The sequence below is a fragment of the Actinokineospora enzanensis DSM 44649 genome (assembly GCF_000374445.1).
GTDB classification, from domain to species: domain Bacteria; phylum Actinomycetota; class Actinomycetes; order Mycobacteriales; family Pseudonocardiaceae; genus Actinokineospora; species Actinokineospora enzanensis.
Genome location: NZ_KB894416.1, coordinates 28,825 through 52,873, shown reverse-complemented (window position 1 = coordinate 52,873; position 24,049 = coordinate 28,825). Strand labels below are relative to the sequence as shown.

Below are 24,049 nucleotides of genomic sequence, written 5' to 3'. Positions count from 1 at the left end.
CCGGCCAGGGGACGGCACCCTCGTTCGAGTGGTCCGTCTGTCCTCAATCGACAGCCGGGCGACACGCTCCGTCGCCGCCGGGTCGGTTGTTGTCGCCGATACCGGAGTTCCTGCTGGTACAAGTGGTCGGCGAGTGTCCGAAGTGGCACAGTCGAGCCGAAGTGGGCGGGGGGAGCCGCCCCGCGGCGAGGAGGTGGGCGCGGTGCCCGTACGACGGACGCTGTCCCTGCGACTGGTGATCACCGCGGTGGTGCTGGCCTCGGTGGCCACCGCCACCCCGGCGGTCGCCGCGGTCCCGCCGCCGCCGCCCAATCCCAGCGACACCGATATCGACCGCGGGCACGCCGACGTGGACGCGAAGGCGGGCGAGGTCGGCAGGCTCACCAACCAGGTCGCCGAGGCCGAGGCGCGGCTGATGGACCTGCAGGGCGTCGTCGAGGCAAAACTGGAGGACGCCAACAAGGCTTTGGTGGACCTGCGCGCCGCCGAGGACGAGGCGACCCGCGCCAAGGCCGACGCGGACGCCGCCCGCCGGGAGTCCGACGGCGCGGGCAAGGCCGTCGACGACGCGCGGTCACAACTGGACGAGTTCGCGGCGGGCAGCTTCAAGCAGGGCAGCACGCTCGGGTCGTTCTCCGCGTACCTGGGGGCGACGGGGCCCGAGGACCTGTTGGCGCGCGAGCAGATGCTCAACGCGGTCAGCGGCAGCGGGCTGGAGGCGCTCGACGGTTTGCAGCGGGCGCGGCTCACCAAGGCCAACCTCGACTCGCGCGCGCGTGCGGCGGTGGACGTCGCGACCAAGCGGCAGGGCGAGGCGGAGGAGGCCAAGCGGACCGCCGACGCCGCCACGGAACGGGCCCGGCAGGCGCAGCACGACCAGCTCGCCCAGTCCGAGCAGCTGCGCGCGACGCGGGCGGACTACGAGAAGCAGCTGAACGACGCGCAGGCACAGGTCGGGGGGTTGGAGGACCAGCGCGCGCGGTACGAGAAATGGCTGGCGGACAAAAAGCGCGAGGACGAGGAGAACGCGCGCCGGGTGTCGGCCGGGGGCGGCGGCGGTCAGTCGGCGGGACCGGCGGCCGGTCGTGCCCGAACCGTGATCGACCGGGCGCTGTCGCAGCTGGGCGTCGAGTACGCGTGGGGCGGCGGGGACGGCCGGGGGCCGACCCAGGGCATCCGCGACGGCGGCGTTGCCGACAGCTACGGCGACTTCGCGAAGATCGGCTTCGACTGCTCCGGGCTGATGATCTACGCCTTCGCCGGGGTCGGCGTCCGACTTCCGCACTACAGCGGCTACCAGGCCGAGGCGGGTCGGCAGGTGCCGCTGTCGGACATGGCGCCGGGGGACATGCTGTTCTGGTCGTCCGAGGGGCACATCCACCACGTGGCGCTCTACATCGGCAACGGGCAGATGGTGGAGGCGCCGTACTCCGGCTCGGTCGTGCGCATCGCTCCGGTGCGTTACGGCGGGATCGAGTCCTACGCGACGCGCGTGCTCTAGTGCCAGTAGTTCACTAGGCCACGAGCAGGCGGAGGCCGAGTTCCGCCGCGCCGAGGCCGAGGAGTTCGCGGTTGCGTTCGGTCCACCGGCCCGAGGACAGGTCGTCGCGGAGTTCGTCCACCGCCCGTCGCTCGGCTTCCGGCCCGACCCGCGTCCACACCGAGATCGCGCGGCGCACGTGCTCGTCCAGGTATGCCTCGGGCCTGCGCCAGTAGGCCTCGAAGAAGCCGTCGGCACAGTCCCACGGGATGAGTACCGGTTCTATCCGCGCCTCGATCACGTGCGCCAGCCGGTCCACCGAGGGGCGGCCCACGACCAGGTTCGCGACCTCGGGCAGGTAGTCGCGGGTGAGCCAGAACCGCTTCAGCCAGCCGGTGTCGCTGTCGTCGTGCGTGAACACCACGACCCGGCGCGCCACCCGCCGCATCTCGCGCAGTCCGGCGATCGGGTCCTGCCAGTGGTGGACGGTGCTGAAGGCCATCGCGGCATCGAAGGACTGGTCGGCGAACGGGAGGTTCTCGGCGGACGCGGCCACGCACGGCGCCGAGCCCGCTGGACGTTGCGCCCGCATGACCGCCGACGGTTCCACGGCCGTGACATCGCGGTCGGGGGGTTCGTAGGAGCCGGTGCCCGCGCCGACGTTGAGCACGGTCCGGGCGTCGCCGAGCGCGTCCCAGACCTGCGCGGCGATGCGGGGTTCGGTGCGTCGCGTCGCCGGATAGGCGGACCCGATGGTGTCGTACAACTGCGCGCCGAACACTTTCAGCTGATCCTCCGGTGTCGTGTGGATCCCCAACTTCCGTGCCTCCAGTTCCCGATCAATAGCGGTGACCATGGCGGCGGCGCGGTCGCGTTGGTCCAGCAACAGGCCGCGCAGCCTGCGCAGGTGCGCGACGGCGTCGGTGGCCGGGTCGTCCACCAGGTCCGCGATCTCGCGCAACCCGAACCCGAGCCGCCGGTACGCGAGCACCTCCCGCAGTCGCTCCACGTCGGCCGGTGTGTAGGCCCGGTAGCCTGCGGTAGTCCGCGCGGACGGCCGCACGAGACCGATGTCGTCGTAGTGATGCAGCGTGCGGACACTCACTCCGGCCAACTCGGCCACACGCCCCACGGTCAGGTGCTCCACGTCCTCGACTATCCGGCCTCACGCCACGTGAGCGTCAAGCGGGACGGCGGAAGCGGGAATCCGACATGAGACCATGTGGGGATGCCGGATGACGGGCAGCGCCGAGAGACCGTGAACAAGGTGGGCGGGGATGTCCACGGGCCGTCCGTGCAGGCGGACACGATCCAAGGCGGGGTGCACCTCTACCTGTCGGGCGCGCCGGTCGAGCAGGTCGAGCCGGGGGAGATGCCGTCGGCGGTGCGGTCGTTGTTGCGGGCGCAGGAGGAAGCCGCGCACGACATGCCGTATCGGTTGCGCGGGGCGCGGCGGCCGTCGTTGGCCGATGTGTACGTGCGGCAGGACCTGGGGAGCGGGCTGGAGGAACCGGTCGACCAGCCGCCGCCGGAGCCGATCCTGGACGAACGCGGGCAGGTCGTCGCGGCGCACCGGGGGCCGGCGGTCCGGGTGGTCGTGCGGCCGCCGACGCGGACGGTGCGGGAGGTGTTGGACGGGGCCGATCATGTGGTCATCACAGGTGGACCGGGACAGGGCAAGTCGACCCTGTCGTTGCGGTTGGCGGCGTCCTATCGCGGCCATGTCATCCCGTTGCGGTTGACGGCCCGGGAACTGGCGACGCGGCTCGACCTGCCGTTCTCGGAGGCCCTGGCGGCGAGCGCGCGGGCCGAGTACGGCGCCATGCTGAGTGGCTCGTTCGACGCGCGGCTGCTGGACGGGCCTGTCGGTGAGTGTCGGTGGTTGCTGCTGATCGACGGGCTGGACGAGGTCGCGGATGTGCGGGACCGGGACCGGCTGGTCGCGGTGTTGGCGCGGTGGGGTGCGGAGGAAGGGTCGCCGTATCGGGTGGTCCTGACCACGCGACCGATCGAGGGGGCGACGCTCGCGCCGTTGCAGCGGGTGGGGGCGGTGCGGTACGAGCTGCAACCGTTCGACGAGGAGGCGTTGGGGCGGTTCGCGTCCAGTTGGTTCGGGGCGGATGAGCCTGCCGAGCGGTTCGTGCGTCAGCTCCGGGCCGCGCACCTGGATGAGTTGGTGCGGGTGCCGTTGCTGGCGACGATCGCGGCGATCGTGTTCGAGCGGCATGTGGATCGGCCGTTGCCGGACAACCAGTACTCGTTGTACGAGTCGTACCTGGAGTATCTGCGGACTGCGCACGAGGTGCCGGGCCATCCGTTCACGGACGAGTTGCTGGAGCACCTGGGGCGAGTGCGGGTCGAGACCGACACGTCGTTGGTGGCGGCTGCGGTGGAGCGGGTGCCCGGGGTCGAGCGGGAAGAACTGGTCAACTATCTCGCTGCTGTTGGGCCACTCTCGCGACGCGGTGACGATTTGCGGTTCCTGCACCACAGTTTCGCCGAACATCTCGCGGCGACGGCCAAGGCCCGTTTGCTGCCGGTGCCTTTTGATGCGGAGAGCCCGGAGTTCGCCCAGCTGTTGCACGCGGCTGAACCGGAGCAAGGCGGGCGCCACGCGCGTGCGGTGCTGTTGCACTACACCCGACTGCACCCGCCGCAGGCCGACGCGCTGATCACTTGGCTGCATGCCCGGGACGGCGATCAGCACCTGCTCGCGGCCAGGTTGCTGGCGGTGCACGTGCCGGTGAACGCGGAGGTCATCGACGCTTTCCTTGTGACAGTGGGCAAGTGGGCCATGAGCACCCAGTACACCGGGGTCGTCATCCTGGCCCAGACGACCCGCGCCACCCACCACCCGGGCCTGGCTCAATGGCTCATCACCCTGGCCAGGAACACCGCTGCACCTTGGTCTTCCCGAGTCGAGGCGGCCGCCGCCCTCGCGACCCGAGTACGCGGACCTGAACGCGATGAGGCGACGGCCCTGCTGCGTGCGGTAGTGGAGAACACCACGATCGACCTGGGCAAGCGCTTGAGTGCGGCCGAGGCCTTGTCCGACTGTGGTGGGCCCGATCGAGACGCGGCCAAGACGGGTCTGTGTTCGATCCTCGATGATCCGTCCGTGTCGGACAGTGTCCTGCGCCCCGCAGGCATGCTCCTGGCGACGTTCGGCAGTGAGTCCCGTGCCCGGGTGATCGACCGCCTGGTCGAGCTGATGGACGATGCCTGGTCAGCCGACCGGGAGGTGGTCGAGTCCGCGATCGGCCTGGCCGAGATCAGCGTGGACCACCACGAGCGGTGCGCGGAGGTCTTCCGCGACATCCTGTCCCGACCGTCATGGCAACTGAACCTGTTGCGGCGCGCCGCGTTCGGCCTGGCCACGCTGGGCGGGGACCATTTGATCGAGACCACGAACACCCTCGCCGGGTTCATGACGGACAAACGCCTGGCGAGCGGTACTCGGATCATGGCGGGTCGGGTACTTGTCGAGCTTGGTCCCCAGCACCGCGCCACAGCGGCCAGGCTTCTGCGTGCCGTCGCGGCCGAACCCCTGATCGACTGTGGCGAGCGCCAGGGGCTGGGGGCCGCACTGGTCGACTGCGGCCTGACGGAACCCGGGCTCGTCCTGCTGAGATCCGTCCTCGACGACCCCGCCGCCCTGCCCGAGGAAAGGTACTGGGCCGCCCACGCGGTGACCCACCTCGGCCCGGCCTACCGGGACGAGGCCGCGCCGGTGTTGCGCCGGATCGCGGTGGACCCGACGGCCACCGGGTACACCCAGATGATGGCCTGGGGACGGTTGGCCATACTGGGCGCAGGCCACCGCCGTACCGCCGTCGATTCCCTGCGACGAGGGCTGTCGGACGTGGCCGCGAGCTCGGTGCGCCGGATCGAGGCGGCCCGGCAACTGATCACGTTGGGGCCGGGGTATCACGGTGAGGTCGTCGAAGTCCTCGGCAGGCTCGTTCGGCATGAGCGGAACCCGGATGCCTGTATGCGCGGCCTGATGTTGCTGCGTGAACTGGGCAACGAGGCACGGGACTTCGCGGTCGCCGAGATGGTCGCCCTCGCGGGCAAGGACGGCGTCGCGCGGTGGCAGGCGTATCGGGACTACTTCCTCGACACTTCCGGCGAGGATGACGCCGGACAGTTGGCCGGTGCGGTCGAAGAGGTGGCCGGTGTGTCGCCCGGGGGCGTTGCCCGCTGGGGCGCGGTGGTGAGCCTGAGTTATCTCGGGCGCGGTTCCCGGCAGGCCGCTGTTCGAGGCGCGCTGGATCTGCTGGGTGACCCGGAGTTCCCCGCCGACCACGTCGTCATGACCGTCACGGCTTTGAACAACAGTGGGGCCCGCGCCCGAGCGAAGCTGATCGACAGGCTGTGCGGGCTCGGTCGGGTCGAGGATGCCGATGGCGCGATGCTGTGCGCGATCGCGGCGGCGCTGTACGACCTGGGTTCCGATGCCGCCGAGGAGATCGGGTCCAGGGCGCTGACGGATGTGCTGCGCGAGAGGACGCTGAACCGCGTCGGGATACCGACCGCCACGACTATCATCCGGGCGTATCCCGATCGGGCGGTCGAGATCCTGGCCGGGGTGCTCGCCGAGGAGTCGATGGCGGAGTGGCAGTTCACGCGGCTCTCGTCGGAATGCGTTCGCGCCGATGGTCGTGCGGTCCGCTATCTGAACGATGTGGTGTCGGACCGCGACACGCCTGCCGCTGTGCGGGAGAAGGCCGCCTGGATTCTCGCGCGCTCGGGCGGGCGTGATCGACCGGCGGCGTTGTCGGAACTACGTGCCCAGGCGGAAGATCCGCATCTGGGTCTGCGGAGTCGGGTTCGGATCCATCAGTACCTCGCTGCCGAGGACGAGCTGGCGAGTGGACAGGATCGGTGTCGATCGGCGTTTCTCGATGTGCGGCAACCGGTCGGTAGCCGAGCCGATGCCGCGTACGTGCTCTTCTGCCTGGCGCCGTCGGTGGGTGACGAGGTGATCCGCGCGCTGCGTGCGTGGTCCGACAGCGGATCGATCTACGACCGGTTCGATGCCGTGAACTGGCTGGCCTTCTTCTGCCGGGAGAGCTCGGCCGAGGCGGAGCGACTGGCCCTGGACATGGCGTACGAGCCGGATGCCACGCCCACGATCCGGCGCTGGCTGCTCCGTCGGGTCGGTTCGGCCGGTCAGATCATGCTGGAACGGCTGCTGCTTGAGGATCGACGGGCGGCGCCAAGGCAGCGGGTGGAGGGACTGACGGCGTGGACTGCGCCGGAACTCGCGACGGAGGCGGAGGAGGTACTCCGGGACGTTTACACGGCTGTCGAGACCTCGGTCGCGGACCGGGTCGAGGCTGCGGGGGCGTTTGCTCGGATGTCTCGGGTCAATGTGGCCGAGGCCGAGAGTTGGTTGGAGTCGATGCTGTCCGTTCCGGCCGCGTGGAGCAGTGCGCGGCGGGAGTTGGCGGGGTTGGGGGTTTCGCGGCGGGAGCGGGTGGTGGCCGATGCTCGGGTGGTTCTGCGTGATGGGGACAGGGCGGCGCGTTGGCGGGCGGCTGTGCTGATCTCCGAGTTGGAGCAGGAACTCTCCGACGATGTCGCGGTGGTTCTCGAAGGTGTTGCGAATCGGGTGGAGGCGTTGTGGCGGTTGCGGTCTCGGGACGGGCTTGATCCGCTTCGGCGGATTCGGGATGACCGGCGGGCCACGCCTGCACTGCGTTGGCAGGCGGCCAAGCGTTTGCGGGAGTTCGCGATCGAGGACCGGGCCGCAGGTGCGCGCGTGTTGGCGGACATCGCCACCGACCCGGCCTGTTCGCCGACGTTGCGGGGACAGGCCGCGCACGAGCTGATGTCGTTCGGGGAGCGCGGTCGGGAGTTGGGGGCGCCGATCCTGTTGGAGATCGCGCACGATCAGGGCATGCCGACGATCGTGCGGAGTGATGCGGCGCGGGCGCTCGGTGTGGGTAGACCGGATCTCCGGAAGGAGGTTTTGGCGGTGTTGCGTGGGCTGACCGGCGCCGATAAGCCGCTGGCGCGGATCCAGGTGTGGCAGGCGATCGGGCGGTTCGAGGCGGCGGAGGCGGCGGTCGGGTTGCGGCGGATGACCCGGGAGGGCCTGCCGCCCGGGGTCCGGCTGCGGGCCGCGCTGGCGATGATCGACTTCAACCGGGAGCTGCGGGAGTCGGCCGCAGTCGTCGCGCGGGAGGTGGCGCATCTGGAGATCTGTCCCGTGCACGTTCGGTTCAAGGCGGCCCGTGCGCTCGCCCAGTTGAGTGAGCTTTGTCGGGGGGAGGCGCAGGCGTTGTTGGGAGAGGTCACAGCTCGGACCTGGTGACGACTGAAGGTGTCAAAAACTACAAGTCTGTTTTTCCGGCGAATTCGCGGGCATGCTTTGTCGTAGTTGATCGCCGATTCGTGGGGGCGCGACGGTTTTGTCTGATACTGAACGTGAAGAAGTTTCCGCTGAGCAGGAGTACGTCTCCGGCCTCTACGCGCACCTGGACGGGCTGCGGGTGGAGGCGGCGCGGCGGGTGGAGAAGGCCGAGGACGCCGAGACCGGGGCGGTGTGGCGGGCCGAGGCGGCCAGGCTGGCGGCCGTGGAGGACGGGCTGTGCTTCGGGCGGCTGGACCTCGACGACGGCCGTCGCGTCTACATCGGACGGACCGGGTTGTTCCGGGACGACGACGAGGAAGCGCTGCTGGTCGACTGGCGGGCGCCGGTCGCGCGCGCCTTCTACACCGCCACGGCGGGAGCGCCCGATGGCGTGCGGCGGCGCAGACGGATCGCCACGCGCGGGCGGGTCGTGGTCGGGCTGGACGACGAGCTGCTCGACGCCGAGGCCGCCGGTCAGGCCGGGCTGACCGGGGAGGCGGCGCTGCTGGCCGCCGTGAGCGTGGCGCGGACCGGGCGCATGCGCGACATCGTCACCACCCTGCGTACCGAGCAGGACCGGATCATCCGCGACGAGCACGGCGGCGCGCTGGTCGTCCAGGGCGGTCCGGGCACCGGCAAGACCGTGGTCGCGCTGCACCGCGTCGCCTACCTGCTCTACACGCGTGAGCACCTGCGTGCGCGCGGTGTGCTGGTGATCGGTCCCAACCAGGTGTTCCTCGACTACATCGGTCAAGTCCTGCCCGGCCTGGGCGAGAACAGCGTGGTCACGGCGACGATCCCCGACCTCTACCCAGACGTCGGGATCACCCGCGTCGACCCGCCGGACGTCGCGGCCGGGAAGGGTGACGCGTACCTGGCCGAGCGGGTGGCGGCCGAGGTGCGGGCGCGGGTCGTGCTGCCGGAGACCCCGGTGGACATCGACTTCGAGGGCCAGGCGCTGACGCTCGAACCGGTCGACTGGCGGCACGCGGCGACCAAGGCGCGGGCCGCGTCGATGCCGCACAACCACGCCAGGATGGTGTTCCAGCACGAGGTCGTGGCGACGCTCACCGGGCGCCTGGCCGACCTCATGGAGGCCGTGGTGCTCAGCGACACCGGCGAGGCCCTCGACGGCGGCAGCGCCGACGGCAGGCTGGGCGCGGCCGACATCAAGGCCCTCGCGGCCGCCGGTGTGGTGTTCGACCCCGAGGTGGACGGCGGCCCGCGCACGCTGCTCGACGAGGTCGACCGGGTGGCACTGCGGGACTCGCTGCTCGCCGACGCCGAGGTGCAGGCCGAGATGGACGCGGTGTGGCCGGAACTCTCCCCCGAAGGTGTGGTGGCCGACCTGATCGGGCGGTCCGACGGTTGGAGCGCCGCCGACATCCCGCTGCTGGACGAGGCGGCGGTGCTGGTCGGCTCGGGGCAGCGGGCCACCTACGGGCACGTGGTGGTCGACGAGGCACAGGAGCTGTCCGAGATGGCCTGGCGGATGCTGATGCGCCGCGACCCCAGCCGGTCCATGACGATCGTCGGCGACCTGGCCCAGACCGGCACCCCGGCCGGCGCGTCCTCGTGGGCGCGGGTGCTCGGCCCGCACCTGGCCGACCGGTGGCGGCTCGCCCAGCTCACGGTCAACTACCGGACCCCGGCGGAGATCATGGACGCGACCGCCGACCTGCTCGCCGCGCACCACCCCGACCTGCGGCCGCCCGGCTCGGTGCGGTCGACCGGGGTGCCGCCGTGGCGGCAGCGGGCGGCGGACCCGGTCCAGGTCGTCGCCGAGCTGGTGGCGGCGCACACGGACGGCCACCTGGCGATCATCGCCCCGGCCGGGCGGGTCGAGGAGCTGGCGTCGGCGCTGTCGTTGTCGCTGTCGCCGGACCCGATCGACCCGGTCGTGGTCCTTCCCCCCGACCAGGCGAAGGGGCTGGAGTTCGACGCGGTCGTGGTGGTCGACCCGGAGGTCATCCTGGCCGGGGTGCTCGGGCACAACGACCTGTACGTCGCCATGACGCGGGCCACCCAGCGGCTGGGCATCGTCCACACCGGTCCGATCCCGGACGTGCTCGCCCGCCTGCGGGAGCGAAATCCGGTGGAACCGGGCTTCTAGACTCGTTCCCATGCGTGCGAACCTCGACGACCTGCTGGCCCGGACGCGCTCCGGCGAACGTGTCAAGTTCCTGTTCTTCTGGGGACATCAACCGGAGCGCGACGGGAGCATCGGCAAGGGCTGTCTGAGCCAGTGGTGGCCCGCCCTGTTCCAAGTGGACGGACAGGAGTTCGCCAGCGCCGAGCACTACATGATGTGGCGCAAGGCGACCCTGTTCGACGACGCGTCGAGCGCGGCGGAGATCCTCGCGGCCGGGCATCCCAAGCAGGCCAAGGATCTCGGCCGCGGCGTGCGCGGATTCGACGCCGAGGTCTGGGAAGCGGCCCGTTACGAGATCGTGCTGGCGGCGAGCGTGGCCAAGTTCGGCCAGAACCCGGACCTGCGCGCGTTCCTGCTGGGCACGGGCGACCGCGTGCTGGTCGAGGCGAGCCCGCTGGACACGGTGTGGGGCATCGGTTTGGCGGCCGATGACCCGCGCGCCGAGAACCCGGCCGACTGGCAGGGCTCGAACCTGCTCGGGTTCGCGTTGTGCGAGACCAGGGCGTTGCTCGCCGGACTTGTCGGTTGATTGTCGGTGCCCTGGTGCAGGATTCCCCCCGACGCGAAGGGGGAAGCCGTGCGGGTGTTGATGAGTGGCGATGTGGGCGTGAGCTATGGGCAGGCCTATGTCGAGAGCGGGCTGCGGTGGCAGGAGCTCGGCGAGTGTTTCGGTGGTCAGCGCAACGGGTTGTGCGGGGCGGCCATGCCGGGGTCGTTGTTCCTGATCACCGGTCTGCACACCGGCGATGTCGGGTTCACGATCGAGGCGCACGAGACCGAGCCGTCGGTGGGTGACGAGTGGGAGGAAGTCGTCGAGGCGTCGTTCCTGCCTGCGGGGCCGGTGATGCTGGTCGCGTGGGCGGGGGAGCGGTCATGGCCGCTGGACCTGGAGTCGGTCTCCTACCGGGTGCGGTATTGCGGTCGCGGGTTGGACGAGGACTCCTGGCCGGACCTGGACGAGGAGCCGCGGGTCGTGGAGCACTACCTGCTCCAGTTCTGGCCCGCGCCACCGGAACCGGACCGGATCGTCCGGGAGAGCAGTGCCAACGCGACCTACTGGCACCGGTTCGCGAGTGAGCAACCGGCTCCGCCGTCGCCCGAGGAGCAGGCCGAGGCGGAGCGGCTGGACCGGATCGAGCGGGCGCGGGCGGCCGAGGAGCAACGCCTGCGATCCGAGGCGCTGTCGTGGGGCGGTCGGGCGCCCAGCGATCGCTTGCGCGCCATCGATGGCAGTGCGCGGAGCCTGTCGACGCTGGACCGTGACCTGGTCGACGCGGTCGAGCGGCTCGACGGTGACACGCAGCGGCTGGTCGCGCGGTGGGTGATCCGCCGCGCGTTTGTCGAGGCGCGGCTGGACGAGGTCGACTGGGTCGTGGACGCGCTCGCCGCGGTGGATCGTGGTGAGCCGTTGACGCCGTGGTTCGCCGACCGACGCGACGGATGGGAACGGGTCCTGGGCGACGAACGAGTCCCGGTCACCACAGTGCCCTCGATCATCGGTCCACCAAACGACATGTTGCAGCAGGCCATGGCGTTCCCGGCGATCTTCTCGGAGCTGGAACCGGATCCGCTGGCGGCCGCCCTCGACGCACTGTGGAACGGCGCGGCGGCGTTCGGACACGGCCGATACGGGGAGTTGTTCGCCGAGGTGCGCCGAGCGTTCCCGGGATTGGTGGGCTGACATGACCGTGCGAGTGGTGATGAGCGGTGACATCCGGGTGCACTACGCGCAGTTCTACGTGCGGTCCGGCTACGAGTTCGCGGACTTGGAAGGGTGCCTGGCCGGGCAGCGCAACGGGCTGTGCGGGGCGGCGGTGTCGGGCGCGCTGCACCTGGTCACCGGTCTGCACACGGGTTCGGTGGGGTTGACCGTCGAGACGCACGACGCGGAGCCGCCGGTGGGCGAGGAATGGGAGGAGGTCGTCGAGGCGCCGTTCCGCTCCGATGGTGACACCGTGCTCGCCGACTGGGACAGCGATGTCGCCGTGCCGCTGGGATTGGCGGCGGGCGACTACCGGGTGCGCTACTGCGCGGTGGGCATGGACGAGGGGCACGCCCACGACACCCGGATGGCAGGCGAGCCGGAGGTGGACCGCTACCTTCTCCAGTTCTGGCCCGCGCCGCCCGCACCGGACGAGGTGATCCGGCAGACCAGCCTGCACGCCGCGTACTGGCACAGTGTCCCGGCCACGCTCCCGCCACCCCGCGACCGCGCGGAGATCGCCGAGGCCGACCGTCGCGCCCGTGCACAGGACGCCGTGCTGCGGCAGGCGGCCGAGGAGATCGAGACCTGGGGCGGCAGGATGCCCAGCCCGCGACTGCGTCCCCTGCACGGCAACGTGATCAGCCTGGCCCACCTCGACCGCGACCTTGTCGACGCCCTGGCCGAGGCCGACCCGGCCACCCAGCGCCGGGTCACGCGCTGGGCGATCCGGCGTGGCTACACCGAGGCGGGCCTGGCGGACATCGACTGGATCGTCCCCGCCCTCGCGGCGGTCGACAGCGGCGAGCCGTTACCCCCGCCCTTCGACGACTTCAACGCCGCCTTCGGCCGGATGCTGTCCGACGACCGCGTCCGGCACACCACCGTCACCGGGCCGGACGGCCGGACCGACAACTGCCTCCAGCAGGCCATGGCATTGCCCGCGATCTTGGCCGGGCAGCAGGACGACCCGCTGGTAGCGGCCGCCGACGCGCTGTGGAACACCGCCGTCGCGTTCGGGCACGGCCGCTACCCGGTCCTGTTCGACGAGGTGCGCGCGGTCTTCCCGACCTTGGGTGGCTGATCAGTCTGTTGGTGGACGCCGGACGTAGATCACGCCCTGGGCGGGGTCCGAGCCCGGCGGGGCGCCCTGGGCGTCCTCCTCGCGGAGCAGGGACGTCGAGTCGCGGTGGTCGAGCTCCACGCGCTTGGTGCCGTAGAACATCGCGGTGAACTCGTTGATGTAGGTGGCGGTGACCGGTGTGCCGTGCTTGTTGCGCCGCTTCTGCCTGCGCATCTCGTACACGCCCACACCGACCACGGTGAGCGTGGAGAGCGGGATGCTCCAGGTCAGCACCGCTTCCAGGGTGTCCACGCCACCTCCAACGGCCCGACGTCCCGGTGGGTTCCGGGTCAGGGGCGCACGATCAGGCGACCGATCTGGCCCCGGTCCTCCAGCAGCCGGTGGACCTCGGCCGTCTCGCTCATCGGGTACTCCCCGTGCAGTGTCACCCGCAGGCGGCCGTCGCGCAGATACCCCGCGAGTTCCGTCATCTCCTCACGAGCCTGCTCGGGGCGGGCCGCGCGCCAGGCCAGCAACGAGAAACCGCCCGCGTACTTCAACGGCGCGAGGTCGACGAACCGAACGTCGGCCAGCGCGCCGCTCGCCGCGCCGTAGACGATCGTGCGGCCGAACGGCGCCAACAGCTGCATGCCCTGCTGGGTGATCTCGCCCCCGATCGAGTCCGCGATGACGTCCACACCGCCCGGCACGGCCGCGCGAACCTGGTCCACCCAGTCCGGCTGCGTGTAGTCGACCGCGACGTCCGCGCCCAGGGACCGCGCGAACTCCAGCTTCGCCGCCGAACTCGCGGTGGCGATGACCGTTCCCGCGCCGAGCAGCCTCGCCAGCTGGACCGCGAGGTGCCCGATACCGCCCGCCGCCGCGTGCACCAGCACCGTCTCGCCCTCGCCGAGGTGGCCGGTGCGCAGGACGCGCAACGCCACGGGGGCGGTCATGGCCAGGGTGCTGGCGGCGGTGTCGGTCATGCCATCCGGGACCGGGGCCGACCATTCGGCGTCGACCAGCACGTACTCGGCGAAGGCCGGGTCGGCCAGGGCGGCCACCCGGTCGCCGACCGCGACCCGGGTGGTGTCCGGGCCGACGGCGGTGACCGTGCCGACGACGTCGCCGGTCAGCTCGCCGGGCAGCGGGCGGGTGAAGATCCCCAGGCCGCCTGCGCGGAACTTCGTGTCGACGAAGTTCGCGCCGATCGCGTCCACCTGCACCAGCGCCTGGCCCGGCCCCGGCGTCGGCACGTCCGCCTCCTCCAGGCGCAGGACCTCCGGGCCGCCGTGTTCGTAGTAGCGCACACGTCGCATGGACGTTTCCCCCTATGTTGGTAATACCAATATTGGTAAGACCAACATAGCCGATCGCGGGAAACCCGACCAGTACCGTGATGGCCATGCGTGACGTGCACTGCGAGGTCGAGGAGGTCGGGGCCACCCCGCGCGGGCGTGACCACGGGCTGGTGTGGCTGCTCGGCCGTGCCGCCCTGCGCTCGCACCAGTCACTGCAGGAGCGGTTCGTCCGGCACGGCATCCGCAAGTGGCACTACGCCGTGCTGGCCGCCGTCGACGAGGCGGGCCCGGTCACCCAGGCCGACATCAGCAGGCGGCTGTCGCTCGACGGCAGCGACCTCGTCGGCGTGCTCAACGACCTCGTCTCCGCCGGGTACGTCACCCGCAACCCGGACCCGGCGAACCGGCGGCGCAACCTCGTCGCGCTCACCGAGGAGGGCGCGGCCGCGCTGCGCGAGTTCGACGTGTGCGTGGTCGAGACCGAGGACGAACTGCTCGCCACGCTCGCCCCGGACGAACGAAAGCAGCTGGTCAGCCTGCTGGCCAGGGTGCTCGACGCGGCGCGACCCGCCGGGGTGGAGTGATCCACACCGCATTCCCCGGGGTGCGCGCTTGACTCTCCAGCCGCTGGAAGGTTGAGGCTATCCACGTGGACGACCGAACCGACCTGTTCACCATCGGACAGCTCGCCACCCGCACCGGCCTCTCGGTACGCACGATCCGCTTCTGGTCAGACAGCGGGGTCGTGCCGCCGACCGACCGGTCCCATGGGGGATACCGGCTCTACGACACCGAGGCGGTCGCCCGCCTCGACCTCGTGCGCACGTTGCGCGAGCTGGGCGTGGACCTGGACACGGTGACGCGGGTACTGCGCGAACAGGTGACGTTGGCCGACGTGGCTCGCACGCATGTGCGCGCCATCGACGCGGAGATCCGCACCCTGCGCCTGCGGCGCGCGGTGCTGACATCGGTCGCCCGACGAGGAAGCACGACCGAGGAGATGAGACTGATGAACAAAATGGCCCGACTGTCCGCGGTGGAGCGGCAGCGCGTCATCGACGAGTTCGTGGACGAGACGTTCGCGGACCTGGCCCCGGACGCCCCCGGCGCGCACATCGGCAAGGCCATGCGGGCACTGCCCGCCGACCTGCCGGACGAGCCGTCCGCCGCCCAGGTGGACGCCTGGGTGGAGCTGGCCGAGCTGGTCGCGGACGCGGACTTCCGCGCCCGCGTCCGGGAGATGGCGGTCACCGGCGCCCAAGGCGAACAGCTGGTCGCCTCGCCGGACCCCACCCGTGTCATCGAACACGCGGGCACGGCCGTGGCGGCGGGTGTCGCCCCGGAATCCGCGCAGGGCAAGGAGATCCTGGACCGGATCGTGTCCGCGGACCTGCCCGCGGACCAGCGGGAGGCGCTGGCCGACCAGATCGACCGGTTCACCGACCGGCGCGTGGAGCGCTACTGGCAGCTGATGGCCATCCTCAACGGCCAGGAGCCCTTCCCGCTCGCGGCGCCGTCGATGGAATGGTTCGCCGCGGCCCTGCGCGCGCACGCCTGACAGGAGTCGGGTGCCCCGAGGGGGTCGGGGCACCCGGTTCATCCATAGTGGACGATCCGGGCCCGGCTCGCCCGAGTCGGGCCCGGATCGCCGGGTGCCCCCTCGCGCGGGGGAGGGTGACCTTGTGTCCGGTGGTCATCGCCGAGCGTGCACCGGACGCGCTGGTGTCCCACCGTGATCGAGCGGGCCGTTGCGGAACGTGCCGAGCGCCGGTCAGTCCACTAACGGGCAAGGGTCCACCGACGCCGAGCAGGGGTACTCCGTCGTCGCCGGGCGGGGTGCCGGGGGCGGCGTCGGGCGGGTGCTGACCCGGACCACCGTTCTCGGCTGTTCGCCGACGAGCTGGTAGGAGCCGGTCGAGAGCGGGAGCGTCGCGAGCAGTACCGCGACGGCGCCCATCGCCCTCGTGCAAGGCCGCATGGCATCTCCTCGTGCGGCTCGGCGGTGTCGGTGCGGGTCCCAGTACAGCGGTTTCGCGACGTGTGCGAATGACGGTTCTTCGGGGGACAACACCGCCCTTCGGGGGACACCGGACGCCCGTTCGTGGCGACCGTCTTGTTCGGTGCGTCACGAAGTAAGCCCGGTTCCGGAATCTCGGCCGTGTCCCGGAACAGCCGAGGTTCCGGACCGGGACATGGGAACGGACCGTCTACCCCAGCAGGTCCGGTCGGTGCCACTCCTCGCCCAGCACGTGTTGGGCCAGGAAGGCCAGCACCGTCGCGTACCAGACGCGGATATTGCCGGGGGCGAGGACGAAGTGGTTCTCGTCCGGGAAGTACAGGAACCGGTGCGGGCTGTTTGCGGCCGGGGAGCGGGCGGACAGGTCCCACCACAGCCGCAGGGCCTCGTTGATCGGGACGCGGTAGTCGCGGTCGCCGTGGATGACCAGCATCGGGGTGTGCACCTGGTCGGCGAAGTGGTGCGGCGAGTTGGCCTCGGCCATCTCCGGGGTCATCTCGCGGCGGAAGTCGTGGGCGATGTCGGCGGTGTCGGTGGACTGGTCGAGGTCCCAGACGGAGGCGTGGCTGACGATGGCGGCGAAGCGGTCGGTGTGGCCCGCGATCCAGTTGCACATGTAGCCGCCGAACGAGCCGCCCATGGCGCCGACGCGGGTGGGGTCGAGATCGGGGCGGGTGAGCGCGGCGTCGGTGATCGTCATCAGGTCGGTGTACGGGGTCTGGCCCCAGGAGCCCCAGCCGCGGCGGACGAAGTCGATGCCGTAGCCGGTGGACAGGGCGGGGTCGGGCATCAGCACCGCGTAGCCGCGGGCGACCAGGATCCACGGGTTCCAGCGCCACGACCAGTTGTTCCGGGACAGGACGGGACCGCCGTGCACCCACAGCAACAGCGGCGCGGGCGCGTCCGGGCCCGCGTCCTCGGGCAGCGTCAGCCAGGCGCGCAGCGGGGTGCCGTCGGCGGCGGTCGTGGTGACCTCGGTGAGCCTGCCGCGGATCCGGGCGACCAGGCCGAGCGCCTCGGCCGGGCCGGGCAGCGGGGTGATCGTCCGGTCGGACAGGTCCACCCGCACCGGCGCGGGCGGACCGTCGAGCGCGGACCGCAGCGCGTACACGTACCGGCCGTCCGGGGAGACCCGCGCGTCGCAGTAGGCGCCGTCGTCGTCGGTGAGGCGGGTCGGTTCGCCGGTCGCGAGGTCGACCAGCCACAGCGGGGACCGGCCCAGGTGGTCGGCGGTGACCACCAGCGAGGCGCCGTCCGGGGTCCACCGCGGCGAGTGCGGCCAACGGTCCCACTCGCGCGCGACGTGCGTGATCTCGCCGCCCGCCAAGGGAAGCACGCCCAGCCAGCGGTCGCCGGGGTCGTGCGGGTCCTTGCGGCGCTGCACCACGAACGCGACCCGCGTGCCGTCCGGCGACACGCGCGGTGCGTCGTACTCGTAGTCCGGGTCGTCGGCCAGCACGCGCCGCGCGCCGGTGGCGGTGTCGATGGCGACGATCGAGTACCGCTGGGAGCCGCACGGCTCGCCGACCGCCCACATCGACACCACCGTGCCGCCGTCCGGGGTGATGTCCCAGGTGGCGTCCTCACCCAGCGCGCGTCCCACGTGGCCGGTGAGGTCGCGCAGGTCGTCCGGGGTGTCGCCGAGCGCCAGCAGCCTGGTGCGGTCCGGGCCGAGGTCGTGGTCCCAGTGCCGGATCGGGAACTCCTCGTGCAGGATCGCCGACACGCCCAGGTCGTCCCGGCGCGCGCGCATCGCCCGGTCGGACTCGACGTCGACGGCCGCGGGCAGCAGTCCCGAGCCGAGCACGACCGTGCCGTTCGCGGCGACCGACACCCCGCGCACGCCACCGGACGGCCGGGCCACCACCTCCGGGTCGCCGCCCGCGGCGGGCAGCCGCCACAGCGCCTGGCCGTCCTCGGCGCCAGGGTCGGGGCGGGTGGAGGCGAACAGCAGGTCCCCCGAAGGTGTGAAGCCGACGCCGATCTCGCCCTCCGCGCCCCTGGTCAGCCTGCGCGCGGGCCGCTCGCCCGTCGGGTCGACCGCCCACAACGCCTTCCGGTAGCGGGTTCCCGTGTGGTCCGGCCGGGCCGCCCCGACCACCAGCGAGCGTCCGTCCGGGGCCAGCCACAGACCGGCCACCTGGGGCATGTCGATGTAGCCCGCGAGATCGGCGAGGGGGCCCGCGGCGGGTTGGTCATCCGCGTCGAAGATCACGTCTTCTTATACCGAAGTCCGGTCCCGCGGCGTGCCCCAGGTCCGACCAGTGGTTCAGCGACGGCTGAACACCGGCCATAGAGTGGAGTGCATGACCGACTCCCCGGTTGTCCTCATCACCGGCGGCGGGAGCGGGATCGGCGCCGCCGCAGCGCGCGAACTGCTCGATCTCGGCCACCGTGTCGCGATCACCGGTCGGAACGCGGACCGGTTGGCGAGCCACGCGGATTCCTTACCGGGCAATGACAATCTGCTGACACTCGTCGGCGACACGACAGACTGGGACGGGGTCCGCGCCGCTGTCGACGACACCGTGGCGCGCTTCGGCCGGTTGGACGTCGTGGTCGCCAACGCGGGCTCTGGCACGCTCGACTCGGTGGTGGACGGCGACCCGACGCGGTGGCGCGAGATGGTGTTGACCAACGTGCTCGGCCCGGCGCTGCTCATCCGCGCCGCGGTGGCGGAACTGAGGAAGACTCGCGGACGGATCGTGCTCGTGGGCAGTGTGGTCGGGTTCGTCAACACTCCCGGTGACCTCTACGGCGCGACGAAGTGGGCGTTGACCGGTCTCGCGGAGAACACCCGCCGCGCGGTCACCGAGGACGGCATCGGCGTCACGCTGGTCGCGCCCGGCCGGGTGGACACGCCGTTCTGGCCCGCCGACCGGCCGGAAGGCCACTATCTGGGCGCCGCCGAGACCGCGTCGACGATCGTCTGGGCGATCGGCCAACCCGCGGGCGTGGACGTGAACACGATCGTGGTTCGTCCGGTGGGACAGCGGCTATAACGGCTTGACCTGGCGCGCGCTCCAGCGGCTAACCTCCGGGGCTCGACGACCCAGAGGGAGAAGCATGACCGACGCACCGGTAGCCCTGATCACCGGCGGTGGCAGCGGGATCGGCGCGGCCGCCGCTCGGCAGCTGCTCGATCTCGGCCACCGCGTGACGATCACCGGCCGGGACACGGATCGGCTGTCCGGTTTCGCGGACTCGGTGGGCAGGCCGGGCACGCTGCACACCATCGCGGGCGACGCCGCCGACTGGGACACCGTGGACGGGGCCGTCCGCGACACGGTCGCGCGCTTCGGGCGGCTGGACGTGGTGGTCGCCAACGCGGGTTTCGGGACCCACGACAGCGTGATCGACGGTGACCCCGAGGGCTGGCGCGACATGGTGCTGACCAATGTGCTCGGTCCCGCGTTGCTCATTCGCGCGGCGGTGGCGGCTTTGCGCGCGACCAAGGGCCGGATCGTGCTGGTGGGCAGTGTGGCGGGATTCGTGCACACGCCCGGGAACCTCTACGGCGCCACGAAATGGGCGATGACCGGACTCGCGGAGAACACGCGCCGCGCGGTCACCGAGGACGGCATCGGGGTCACGCTGATCGGACCCGGTCGGGTGGAGACGCCGTTCTGGAACGGCGACCTGCCCGAGGGCGGACTGCTCACCGCCGACCAGACCGCCGCCGCGATCGTCTGGGCGATCACGCAACCCGTCGGGGTGGACGTGAACACGATCGTGGTGCGCCCGAAGGGACAACCGGTCTGACGGCGCCTTCCTCCCGTATGTTCGGGACATGGCGTTGACAGTGGCGGAACGCGAGCTTTTCCTTGCCGAACCGCACATCGGGTCGTTGGCGGTGTCCGCAGAGGACGGACGGGCCCCGCTGCTGGTGCCGATCTGGTACCAGTATGAGCCCGGCGGCGAGCTGTGGGTGCTGACCGGTGTGCACTCGCGCAAGGCCAGGCTGATCGCGGCCGCGGGCCGGTTCTCGCTGCTGGCCGAACGGGTGCTGCCCACGGTCCGGTACGTATCGGTGGAGGGCCCGGTCACGCGCACCGAACCCGGCACGCCCGAGATGCTCCGCGAGATGGCAGGCCGCTACATCCCGGCCGACCGGTTGGCCGCGTACATCGCGTTCGCCGAGGCGAACCACGGCGAACAGCTGGCGATCCACCTGCGGCCCGAGCACTGGCTGTCCGCGGATCTCGGTTCGAGCTGACCCGGGTTCACGCCTCGATCCAGGACTGCCAGGCGGCGGTGCGTGCCGCGCGGTCGATGGTGACACCGTAGAAGTACTGGATCGTGTTCACCATGCGGTGTCGGGCATCGGCGGTGAAGCGGTAGCGGCCGTGCTCGGTGCGGATGCCGAGGAGGTGTTCGGCGCGCAGGTCGACCACGCCCTCGATGGGTTCCGGGTTCTCGGGGGTGCGGCGGACGCGTTCGCCGAGAGCTGGGTCCGCGCCGAGCCGGACACGCCGTGGACCGGTCGATACACGGCCGACGTTCCGGTCGCGCCACTGGATCTCTTGTCCACCGGTCAGTCCTGCTGCACGAGCACGATCAGGTTGCCGCAGGTGTCGTCGAACACGGCCTGCGCGCCGAACCCGGTCTTCGCGGGCTCCTGGGTGAAGGTGACGCCGAGTTCCTTCATCCGCTCGTAATCGGCCTGCAGGTCCTTGGTGCCGAGCATCGTGTACGGGATGCCCGCGTCGTAGAGGGTCTTCTTGTAGACCTGCGCGGCGGGCTTGCCCTCGATCCGGATCCCCGGGTTGCCGTCCGGTTCGAGCAGCAGCTCCACCCCGTCCGGCGCGTCCGGGGACACGACGGTCAGCCACTTGGCGCCGCCGATGGGGATGTCGTGCTTCTTCACGAAGCCGAGCACGTCGGTGTAGAACGCCAGGGCCTTGTCCTGGTCGTCGACCATGATGCTGGACACCGGAACGAACATCGTCAATCCTTCTCTTCTCGTCGAACCTTCGGATGCACGGCCACCACGATCCGGTGCGTCCGCCCGTGTGCCGCGCCCTCGTCGTGATACTTGGCCACCAACGACGTCAGTGTCGCAGTCAACTCTTCCGCGAACCCGGCCCGATCCGCCGCCGACGCGAACCGCACCTCGCCGTCGACCGCGAACGTGGCCAATGGTTTGCGTGCCTTGGTCGCTCCGGTGATCAGCTCGCCGACGTCCCGCACCAACCGCGCGGCGAGGGCGAGCAGCCAGCGGGCGGACAGGCGGTCGGGGGAGCGGGCCGGGTCGGGCTCGACGGCCGGGAGGGCGCTCGGCGAGATCACGTATGCGGCGGCGGTGGCTTGCAGGACGCGTTCGGTGAGGCCGCCTTTGCGGCGCTCCTCTACCAGTTCGATCAGGCCGTGTTGTTCGAGGGTGCGCAGGTGGTAGTTGACCTTTTGCCTGGTCAGGCCGACGCGACGGGCGAGGGTGGTGGCGGAGCCTGGCTCGGCCAGTTCGGCGAGCAGGCGGGCGCGGACCGGGTCGAGGGAGACCTCGGCCGCTCCGGGATCGTCGATCACCGCCACCTCGTGCATGGGTCCACGGTCGCATTGACAAACTTTCTTGTCAACTTGCGGCTTGGGCAAGGAGCCCGCTCGGTCGGGGTTTGATGGTGGTGGGCATTGGTCGGGTTGGGTGCCAGGATGTCGGCCATGGGTGAGGGGTTGGTGCTGGGGCTGGGTGATCCGGCCGCCGATGTGGTGACCGTCGGTGGCAAGGGTGCCGCGCTCGCGGTCATGGTGCGGGCGGGGTTGCCGGTGCCGCCGGGCTTTCACGTCACCACCGATGCCTACCGGGAGTTTCTCTTCCCCGACACCCGCCACGGTGATCCGGCCGCGTTCGTCCGGGTGGCGATGCCGCCTGCCGTGGTGCGGGCGGTCGAGCAGGCCTATGACGAGCTTGGTGGGGGCCCGGTCGCGGTGCGGGCATCGGTGGTGGCGGAGGCGGGCGATCTGGTGGGGCAGTACGACACCTTTCTTGGGGTGACGGGGCTGCCTGCGGTGCTCGACGCGATCCGGAAGTGTTGGGCGTCGTTGTGGACGGACCGGGCGGTGGCCTATCGGGCGCGGTCGGGGGTGGCCGAGGACGGGCTGGCGGCGGGGGTTGTCGTGCAGCGGATGGTGGAGATCAGGGCTGCCGGGGTGTTGTGCACGGCGAATCCGGTGACCGGTGATCCGACCGAGTCCGTGGTCAATGCCTCGTGGGGGTCGGGGAGCGGTCGGATCAATGCGGACAGTTATGTCGTCCGGGGTGGGGCGGAAGTACGGCGCGAGGTCGTCGACAAGGCTGTGCTGGGTGTGCCGGTGTTGGAGACGTCGCGGATGGCGGCGGTTCTCGATACCGAGAAGGTGTTGGAGCTTGTCGCGCTGGGGGAGCGGGTGCGGGAGCTTTACGGTGTACCGGTCGACGTCGAGTGGGTCCGGGACGGGAGCGGGTTCGCGTTGTTGCAGGCGCGGCCGATCGCGGCGACGGTGGCCGAGGTGTGGAACGACAGTCTGGTCGGTGACTTCCTGTGGGCCGCCGCAGATGTGCCGAGCGTGATGACGCCCGCTACCTGGTCGCTCGTGCGGGTGTTGGCGCAGGCGAGGTTGGGGGACGTCCCGGCGACCGGCAACATCGGTGGTCGTCTCTACCTGAACCTGAGCCCGCGATTGGCCGTGGGCACGGCATTGGGCCTGGGCAGGCTCGCCCGACGCGACATTCCGCGCGGCACCGAGATGCCCGCGTTGCCGATGTCCCGGGGGCGGATCCTTGTCGAGACGGCCAAAGGCGCGATTCCCCTGTTACGCCGGAACCGCGAAGACCGCCGCCGTCTCCCCGAACTCCTCGCCCGCACACCGGCCCGCTGTGCCGTATTACGCGAACGCATCGCCCGGTGCGCGACGCGCGGTGAGCTGCTCGCCCTTTGGCGATCCGATGTGGACTCGCTGTTGCGCCGCGACTGCGTGATTCTTGACGCGGGCACACGCGCCGATCGCACGGGAGAACGTCTGACAGCCAAGCTTCAGCGACTGGCCAAAGAGGATGCCGAACTTCTGGCGGCCGTATACGACCCGGAGCAGGCGAGGCTGTACACGGGTGAGACAGACCGTGAAACCTATGTGCGCCAATGGGGACACCGCTGCGCTGACGAGTTCGAGGTGTCGGTGCCCCGGCCTGCCGAGGATCCCGACTGGCCGGACAGGTCCGAAGTGGATGAAGCGCCACCGGAACAGGAGTGCGAGGAAGCCTGGGACCGAATGTCGCGAAAGCATCCGAAGAAAGCAGCCCGGTTACGCGGACAACTGGACAAGGCGGCGGTGGCAGGCCGTGTCCGCGAGCGGGCGAGATCGGAGAAGGCGCGGGTGTTCTCCGTCCTCCGCGCGTTCCTGGTCCGCGCGGGCGAACTTACCGACCAAGGCGACGACGTCTTCATGCTCACCTTCGAGGAGACCCTCACCCTCCTGGCAGGCGACGAGAAGTCCCTCAGGTCCATCCCCGCCCGCCGCGAGGCCTACCGCCGGTACCGGGAGCTGCCCCCGTATCCGCACCTGATCAGCGGCCGCTTCGAGCTCGATCGAACGACGACCGGAACCAGCACAGTGGACAGTGGACAAGAGTCACTGGCCGAATGAGTGCCGCAGGTCCCGGTGGATGAGTTCGTTCAACCGCTTGCGCAGATGCCCGACCAGCGACGCGTCCGGCTCGGGCTCGTCCACCAGCAACGCCCAGTGCAACGCCGTCCCGTTCGCGTTTTCCCCCGGCTCCAGCGTGAAGCGGATCACCGCGTCCGGCCGCCGCGTCCACAGCGACGACCACACCACCAACGATGGCTCGACCGCCTCCAGGATCTGCGGTTCCTGCTCGTCCTTCAGTAACAGCAGCCACGGTCGGGTAGGGTCGCGGTGCGGCTTCGTCAGCGCCTCGAACAGCACGGCAGGTGGCGGGGGCTGCGCCCGCCGTCGGTTTCCGATCTCCAACACGAGGTCGA

The 24,049-nt window shown here is 70.8% G+C and carries 21 protein-coding genes; 12 read left to right on the top strand and 9 right to left on the bottom strand.

Translation table 11 applies throughout. The features are described 5' to 3' along the window. Positions 1 to 193: 193 nt before the first annotated feature. Complete coding sequence (locus C503_RS0117785; RefSeq protein WP_018683571.1) at positions 194 to 1,501, top strand: NlpC/P60 family protein; 1,308 nt, start codon at positions 194 to 196, stop codon at positions 1,499 to 1,501. Between the two features lie 13 nt (positions 1,502 to 1,514). Here the strand turns inward: C503_RS0117785 and C503_RS0117780 are convergent, their stop codons facing one another. Beyond that, a complete protein-coding gene (locus tag C503_RS0117780; protein WP_018683570.1) occupies positions 1,515 to 2,627 on the bottom strand; it encodes a MerR family transcriptional regulator in 1,113 nt (370 codons plus the stop codon). Positions 2,628 to 2,708: 81 nt separating this feature from the next. Here C503_RS0117780 and C503_RS48525 point away from each other — a divergent pair, with 81 nt between their 5' ends. The 5 genes from C503_RS48525 to C503_RS0117755 all read left to right on the top strand — a co-directional run bounded on the left by C503_RS48525 (position 2,709) and on the right by C503_RS0117755 (position 12,776). Then, positions 2,709 to 7,799: an NACHT domain-containing protein gene (locus C503_RS48525; RefSeq protein WP_018683569.1), complete on the top strand. Its 5,091-nt coding sequence runs from the start codon at positions 2,709 to 2,711 to the stop codon at positions 7,797 to 7,799. Positions 7,800 to 7,896: 97 nt separating this feature from the next. Beyond that, entirely contained in the window at positions 7,897 to 9,951 is a 2,055-nt protein-coding gene (locus tag C503_RS0117770) for a HelD family protein (RefSeq protein WP_033400730.1), read from the top strand. Positions 9,952 to 9,961: 10 nt separating this feature from the next. Next, on the top strand, positions 9,962 to 10,519 hold the full coding sequence (locus C503_RS0117765) for a riboflavin biosynthesis intermediates N-glycosidase (RefSeq protein ID WP_018683567.1): 558 nt from the start codon (positions 9,962 to 9,964) through the stop codon (positions 10,517 to 10,519). Positions 10,520 to 10,567: 48 nt separating this feature from the next. After that, entirely contained in the window at positions 10,568 to 11,671 is a 1,104-nt protein-coding gene (locus C503_RS0117760) for a hypothetical protein (protein ID WP_018683566.1), read from the top strand. Between the two features lies 1 nt (position 11,672). Continuing rightward, the gene (locus tag C503_RS0117755) at positions 11,673 to 12,776 is read left to right on the top strand and encodes a hypothetical protein (RefSeq protein WP_018683565.1); all 1,104 of its coding nucleotides are present in this window, start codon (positions 11,673 to 11,675) and stop codon (positions 12,774 to 12,776) included. On the opposite strand, the gene C503_RS0117750 is transcribed toward C503_RS0117755, so the two are convergent. Next, the gene (locus tag C503_RS0117750; protein WP_018683564.1) at positions 12,777 to 13,067 is read right to left on the bottom strand and encodes a DUF6191 domain-containing protein; all 291 of its coding nucleotides are present in this window, start codon (positions 13,065 to 13,067) and stop codon (positions 12,777 to 12,779) included. A gap of 38 nt (positions 13,068 to 13,105) precedes the next feature. Continuing rightward, positions 13,106 to 14,074, bottom strand: coding sequence for a quinone oxidoreductase family protein (locus tag C503_RS0117745; protein WP_026316424.1), 969 nt, complete (start codon positions 14,072 to 14,074; stop codon positions 13,106 to 13,108). A gap of 86 nt (positions 14,075 to 14,160) precedes the next feature. Between C503_RS0117745 and C503_RS0117740 the strand changes: the two genes are divergently transcribed. Both C503_RS0117740 and C503_RS0117735 read left to right on the top strand, forming a co-directional pair. Then, positions 14,161 to 14,640, top strand: a complete 480-nt coding sequence (locus C503_RS0117740) for a MarR family winged helix-turn-helix transcriptional regulator (protein ID WP_169514550.1) — start codon at positions 14,161 to 14,163, stop codon at positions 14,638 to 14,640. Between the two features lie 65 nt (positions 14,641 to 14,705). Then, on the top strand, positions 14,706 to 15,614 hold the full coding sequence (locus tag C503_RS0117735; protein ID WP_018683561.1) for a helix-turn-helix domain-containing protein: 909 nt from the start codon (positions 14,706 to 14,708) through the stop codon (positions 15,612 to 15,614). 213 nt (positions 15,615 to 15,827) lie between these two features. Here C503_RS0117735 and C503_RS0117730 read toward each other — a convergent pair whose 3' ends face one another. Both C503_RS0117730 and C503_RS0117725 read right to left on the bottom strand, forming a co-directional pair. After that, entirely contained in the window at positions 15,828 to 16,034 is a 207-nt protein-coding gene (locus C503_RS0117730; protein ID WP_018683560.1) for a hypothetical protein, read from the bottom strand. A 229-nt stretch (positions 16,035 to 16,263) separates the two neighbouring features. After that, positions 16,264 to 18,288, bottom strand: a complete 2,025-nt coding sequence (locus C503_RS0117725; protein WP_018683559.1) for a S9 family peptidase — start codon at positions 18,286 to 18,288, stop codon at positions 16,264 to 16,266. 91 nt (positions 18,289 to 18,379) lie between these two features. On the opposite strand from C503_RS0117725, the gene C503_RS0117720 reads away from it, so the two are divergent. From C503_RS0117720 to C503_RS0117710, 3 genes are all read left to right on the top strand, one after another. Continuing rightward, on the top strand, positions 18,380 to 19,075 hold the full coding sequence (locus C503_RS0117720; protein ID WP_018683558.1) for an SDR family oxidoreductase: 696 nt from the start codon (positions 18,380 to 18,382) through the stop codon (positions 19,073 to 19,075). Between the two features lie 64 nt (positions 19,076 to 19,139). Further along, positions 19,140 to 19,835 carry an SDR family oxidoreductase gene (locus tag C503_RS0117715; protein ID WP_018683557.1) on the top strand — a complete coding sequence of 232 codons (696 nt, stop codon included), beginning with the start codon at positions 19,140 to 19,142 and terminating at the stop codon, positions 19,833 to 19,835. A 28-nt stretch (positions 19,836 to 19,863) separates the two neighbouring features. Beyond that, complete coding sequence (locus tag C503_RS0117710) at positions 19,864 to 20,289, top strand: pyridoxamine 5'-phosphate oxidase family protein (protein WP_026316423.1); 426 nt, start codon at positions 19,864 to 19,866, stop codon at positions 20,287 to 20,289. A gap of 7 nt (positions 20,290 to 20,296) precedes the next feature. Here C503_RS0117710 and C503_RS46020 read toward each other — a convergent pair whose 3' ends face one another. From C503_RS46020 to C503_RS0117695, 3 genes are all read right to left on the bottom strand, one after another. Further along, entirely contained in the window at positions 20,297 to 20,467 is a 171-nt protein-coding gene (locus C503_RS46020) for a hypothetical protein (protein ID WP_018683555.1), read from the bottom strand. 140 nt (positions 20,468 to 20,607) lie between these two features. After that, positions 20,608 to 21,018: a VOC family protein gene (locus tag C503_RS0117700; protein ID WP_018683554.1), complete on the bottom strand. Its 411-nt coding sequence runs from the start codon at positions 21,016 to 21,018 to the stop codon at positions 20,608 to 20,610. A 2-nt stretch (positions 21,019 to 21,020) separates the two neighbouring features. Then, positions 21,021 to 21,614, bottom strand: coding sequence for an ArsR/SmtB family transcription factor (locus C503_RS0117695; protein ID WP_018683553.1), 594 nt, complete (start codon positions 21,612 to 21,614; stop codon positions 21,021 to 21,023). A gap of 117 nt (positions 21,615 to 21,731) precedes the next feature. On the opposite strand from C503_RS0117695, the gene C503_RS39750 reads away from it, so the two are divergent. After that, entirely contained in the window at positions 21,732 to 23,693 is a 1,962-nt protein-coding gene (locus tag C503_RS39750) for a PEP/pyruvate-binding domain-containing protein (protein ID WP_018683552.1), read from the top strand. On the opposite strand, the gene C503_RS0117685 is transcribed toward C503_RS39750, so the two are convergent. After that, complete coding sequence (locus C503_RS0117685) at positions 23,679 to 24,041, bottom strand: hypothetical protein (protein ID WP_026316422.1); 363 nt, start codon at positions 24,039 to 24,041, stop codon at positions 23,679 to 23,681. The genes C503_RS39750 and C503_RS0117685 overlap by 15 nt on opposite strands. Positions 24,042 to 24,049 lie beyond the last annotated feature (8 nt).

Bases quoted from the DNA above. Each gene is read 5' to 3' on its own strand.
- C503_RS48525 (WP_018683569.1), top strand. From the start codon at position 2,709: ATGCCGGATGACGGGCAGCGCCGAGAGACCGTGAACAAGGTGGGCGGG.
- C503_RS0117765 (WP_018683567.1), top strand. From the start codon at position 9,962: ATGCGTGCGAACCTCGACGACCTGCTGGCCCGGACGCGCTCCGGCGAA.
- C503_RS0117755 (WP_018683565.1), top strand. From the start codon at position 11,673: ATGACCGTGCGAGTGGTGATGAGCGGTGACATCCGGGTGCACTACGCG.
- C503_RS0117745 (WP_026316424.1), bottom strand. From the start codon at position 14,074: ATGCGACGTGTGCGCTACTACGAACACGGCGGCCCGGAGGTCCTGCGC.
- C503_RS0117740 (WP_169514550.1), top strand. From the start codon at position 14,161: ATGCGTGACGTGCACTGCGAGGTCGAGGAGGTCGGGGCCACCCCGCGC.
- C503_RS0117730 (WP_018683560.1), bottom strand. From the start codon at position 16,034: ATGCGGCCTTGCACGAGGGCGATGGGCGCCGTCGCGGTACTGCTCGCG.
- C503_RS0117720 (WP_018683558.1), top strand. From the start codon at position 18,380: ATGACCGACTCCCCGGTTGTCCTCATCACCGGCGGCGGGAGCGGGATC.
- C503_RS0117715 (WP_018683557.1), top strand. From the start codon at position 19,140: ATGACCGACGCACCGGTAGCCCTGATCACCGGCGGTGGCAGCGGGATC.
- C503_RS0117710 (WP_026316423.1), top strand. From the start codon at position 19,864: ATGGCGTTGACAGTGGCGGAACGCGAGCTTTTCCTTGCCGAACCGCAC.
- C503_RS0117700 (WP_018683554.1), bottom strand. From the start codon at position 21,018: ATGTTCGTTCCGGTGTCCAGCATCATGGTCGACGACCAGGACAAGGCC.
- C503_RS0117695 (WP_018683553.1), bottom strand. From the start codon at position 21,614: ATGCACGAGGTGGCGGTGATCGACGATCCCGGAGCGGCCGAGGTCTCC.
- C503_RS39750 (WP_018683552.1), top strand. From the start codon at position 21,732: ATGGGTGAGGGGTTGGTGCTGGGGCTGGGTGATCCGGCCGCCGATGTG.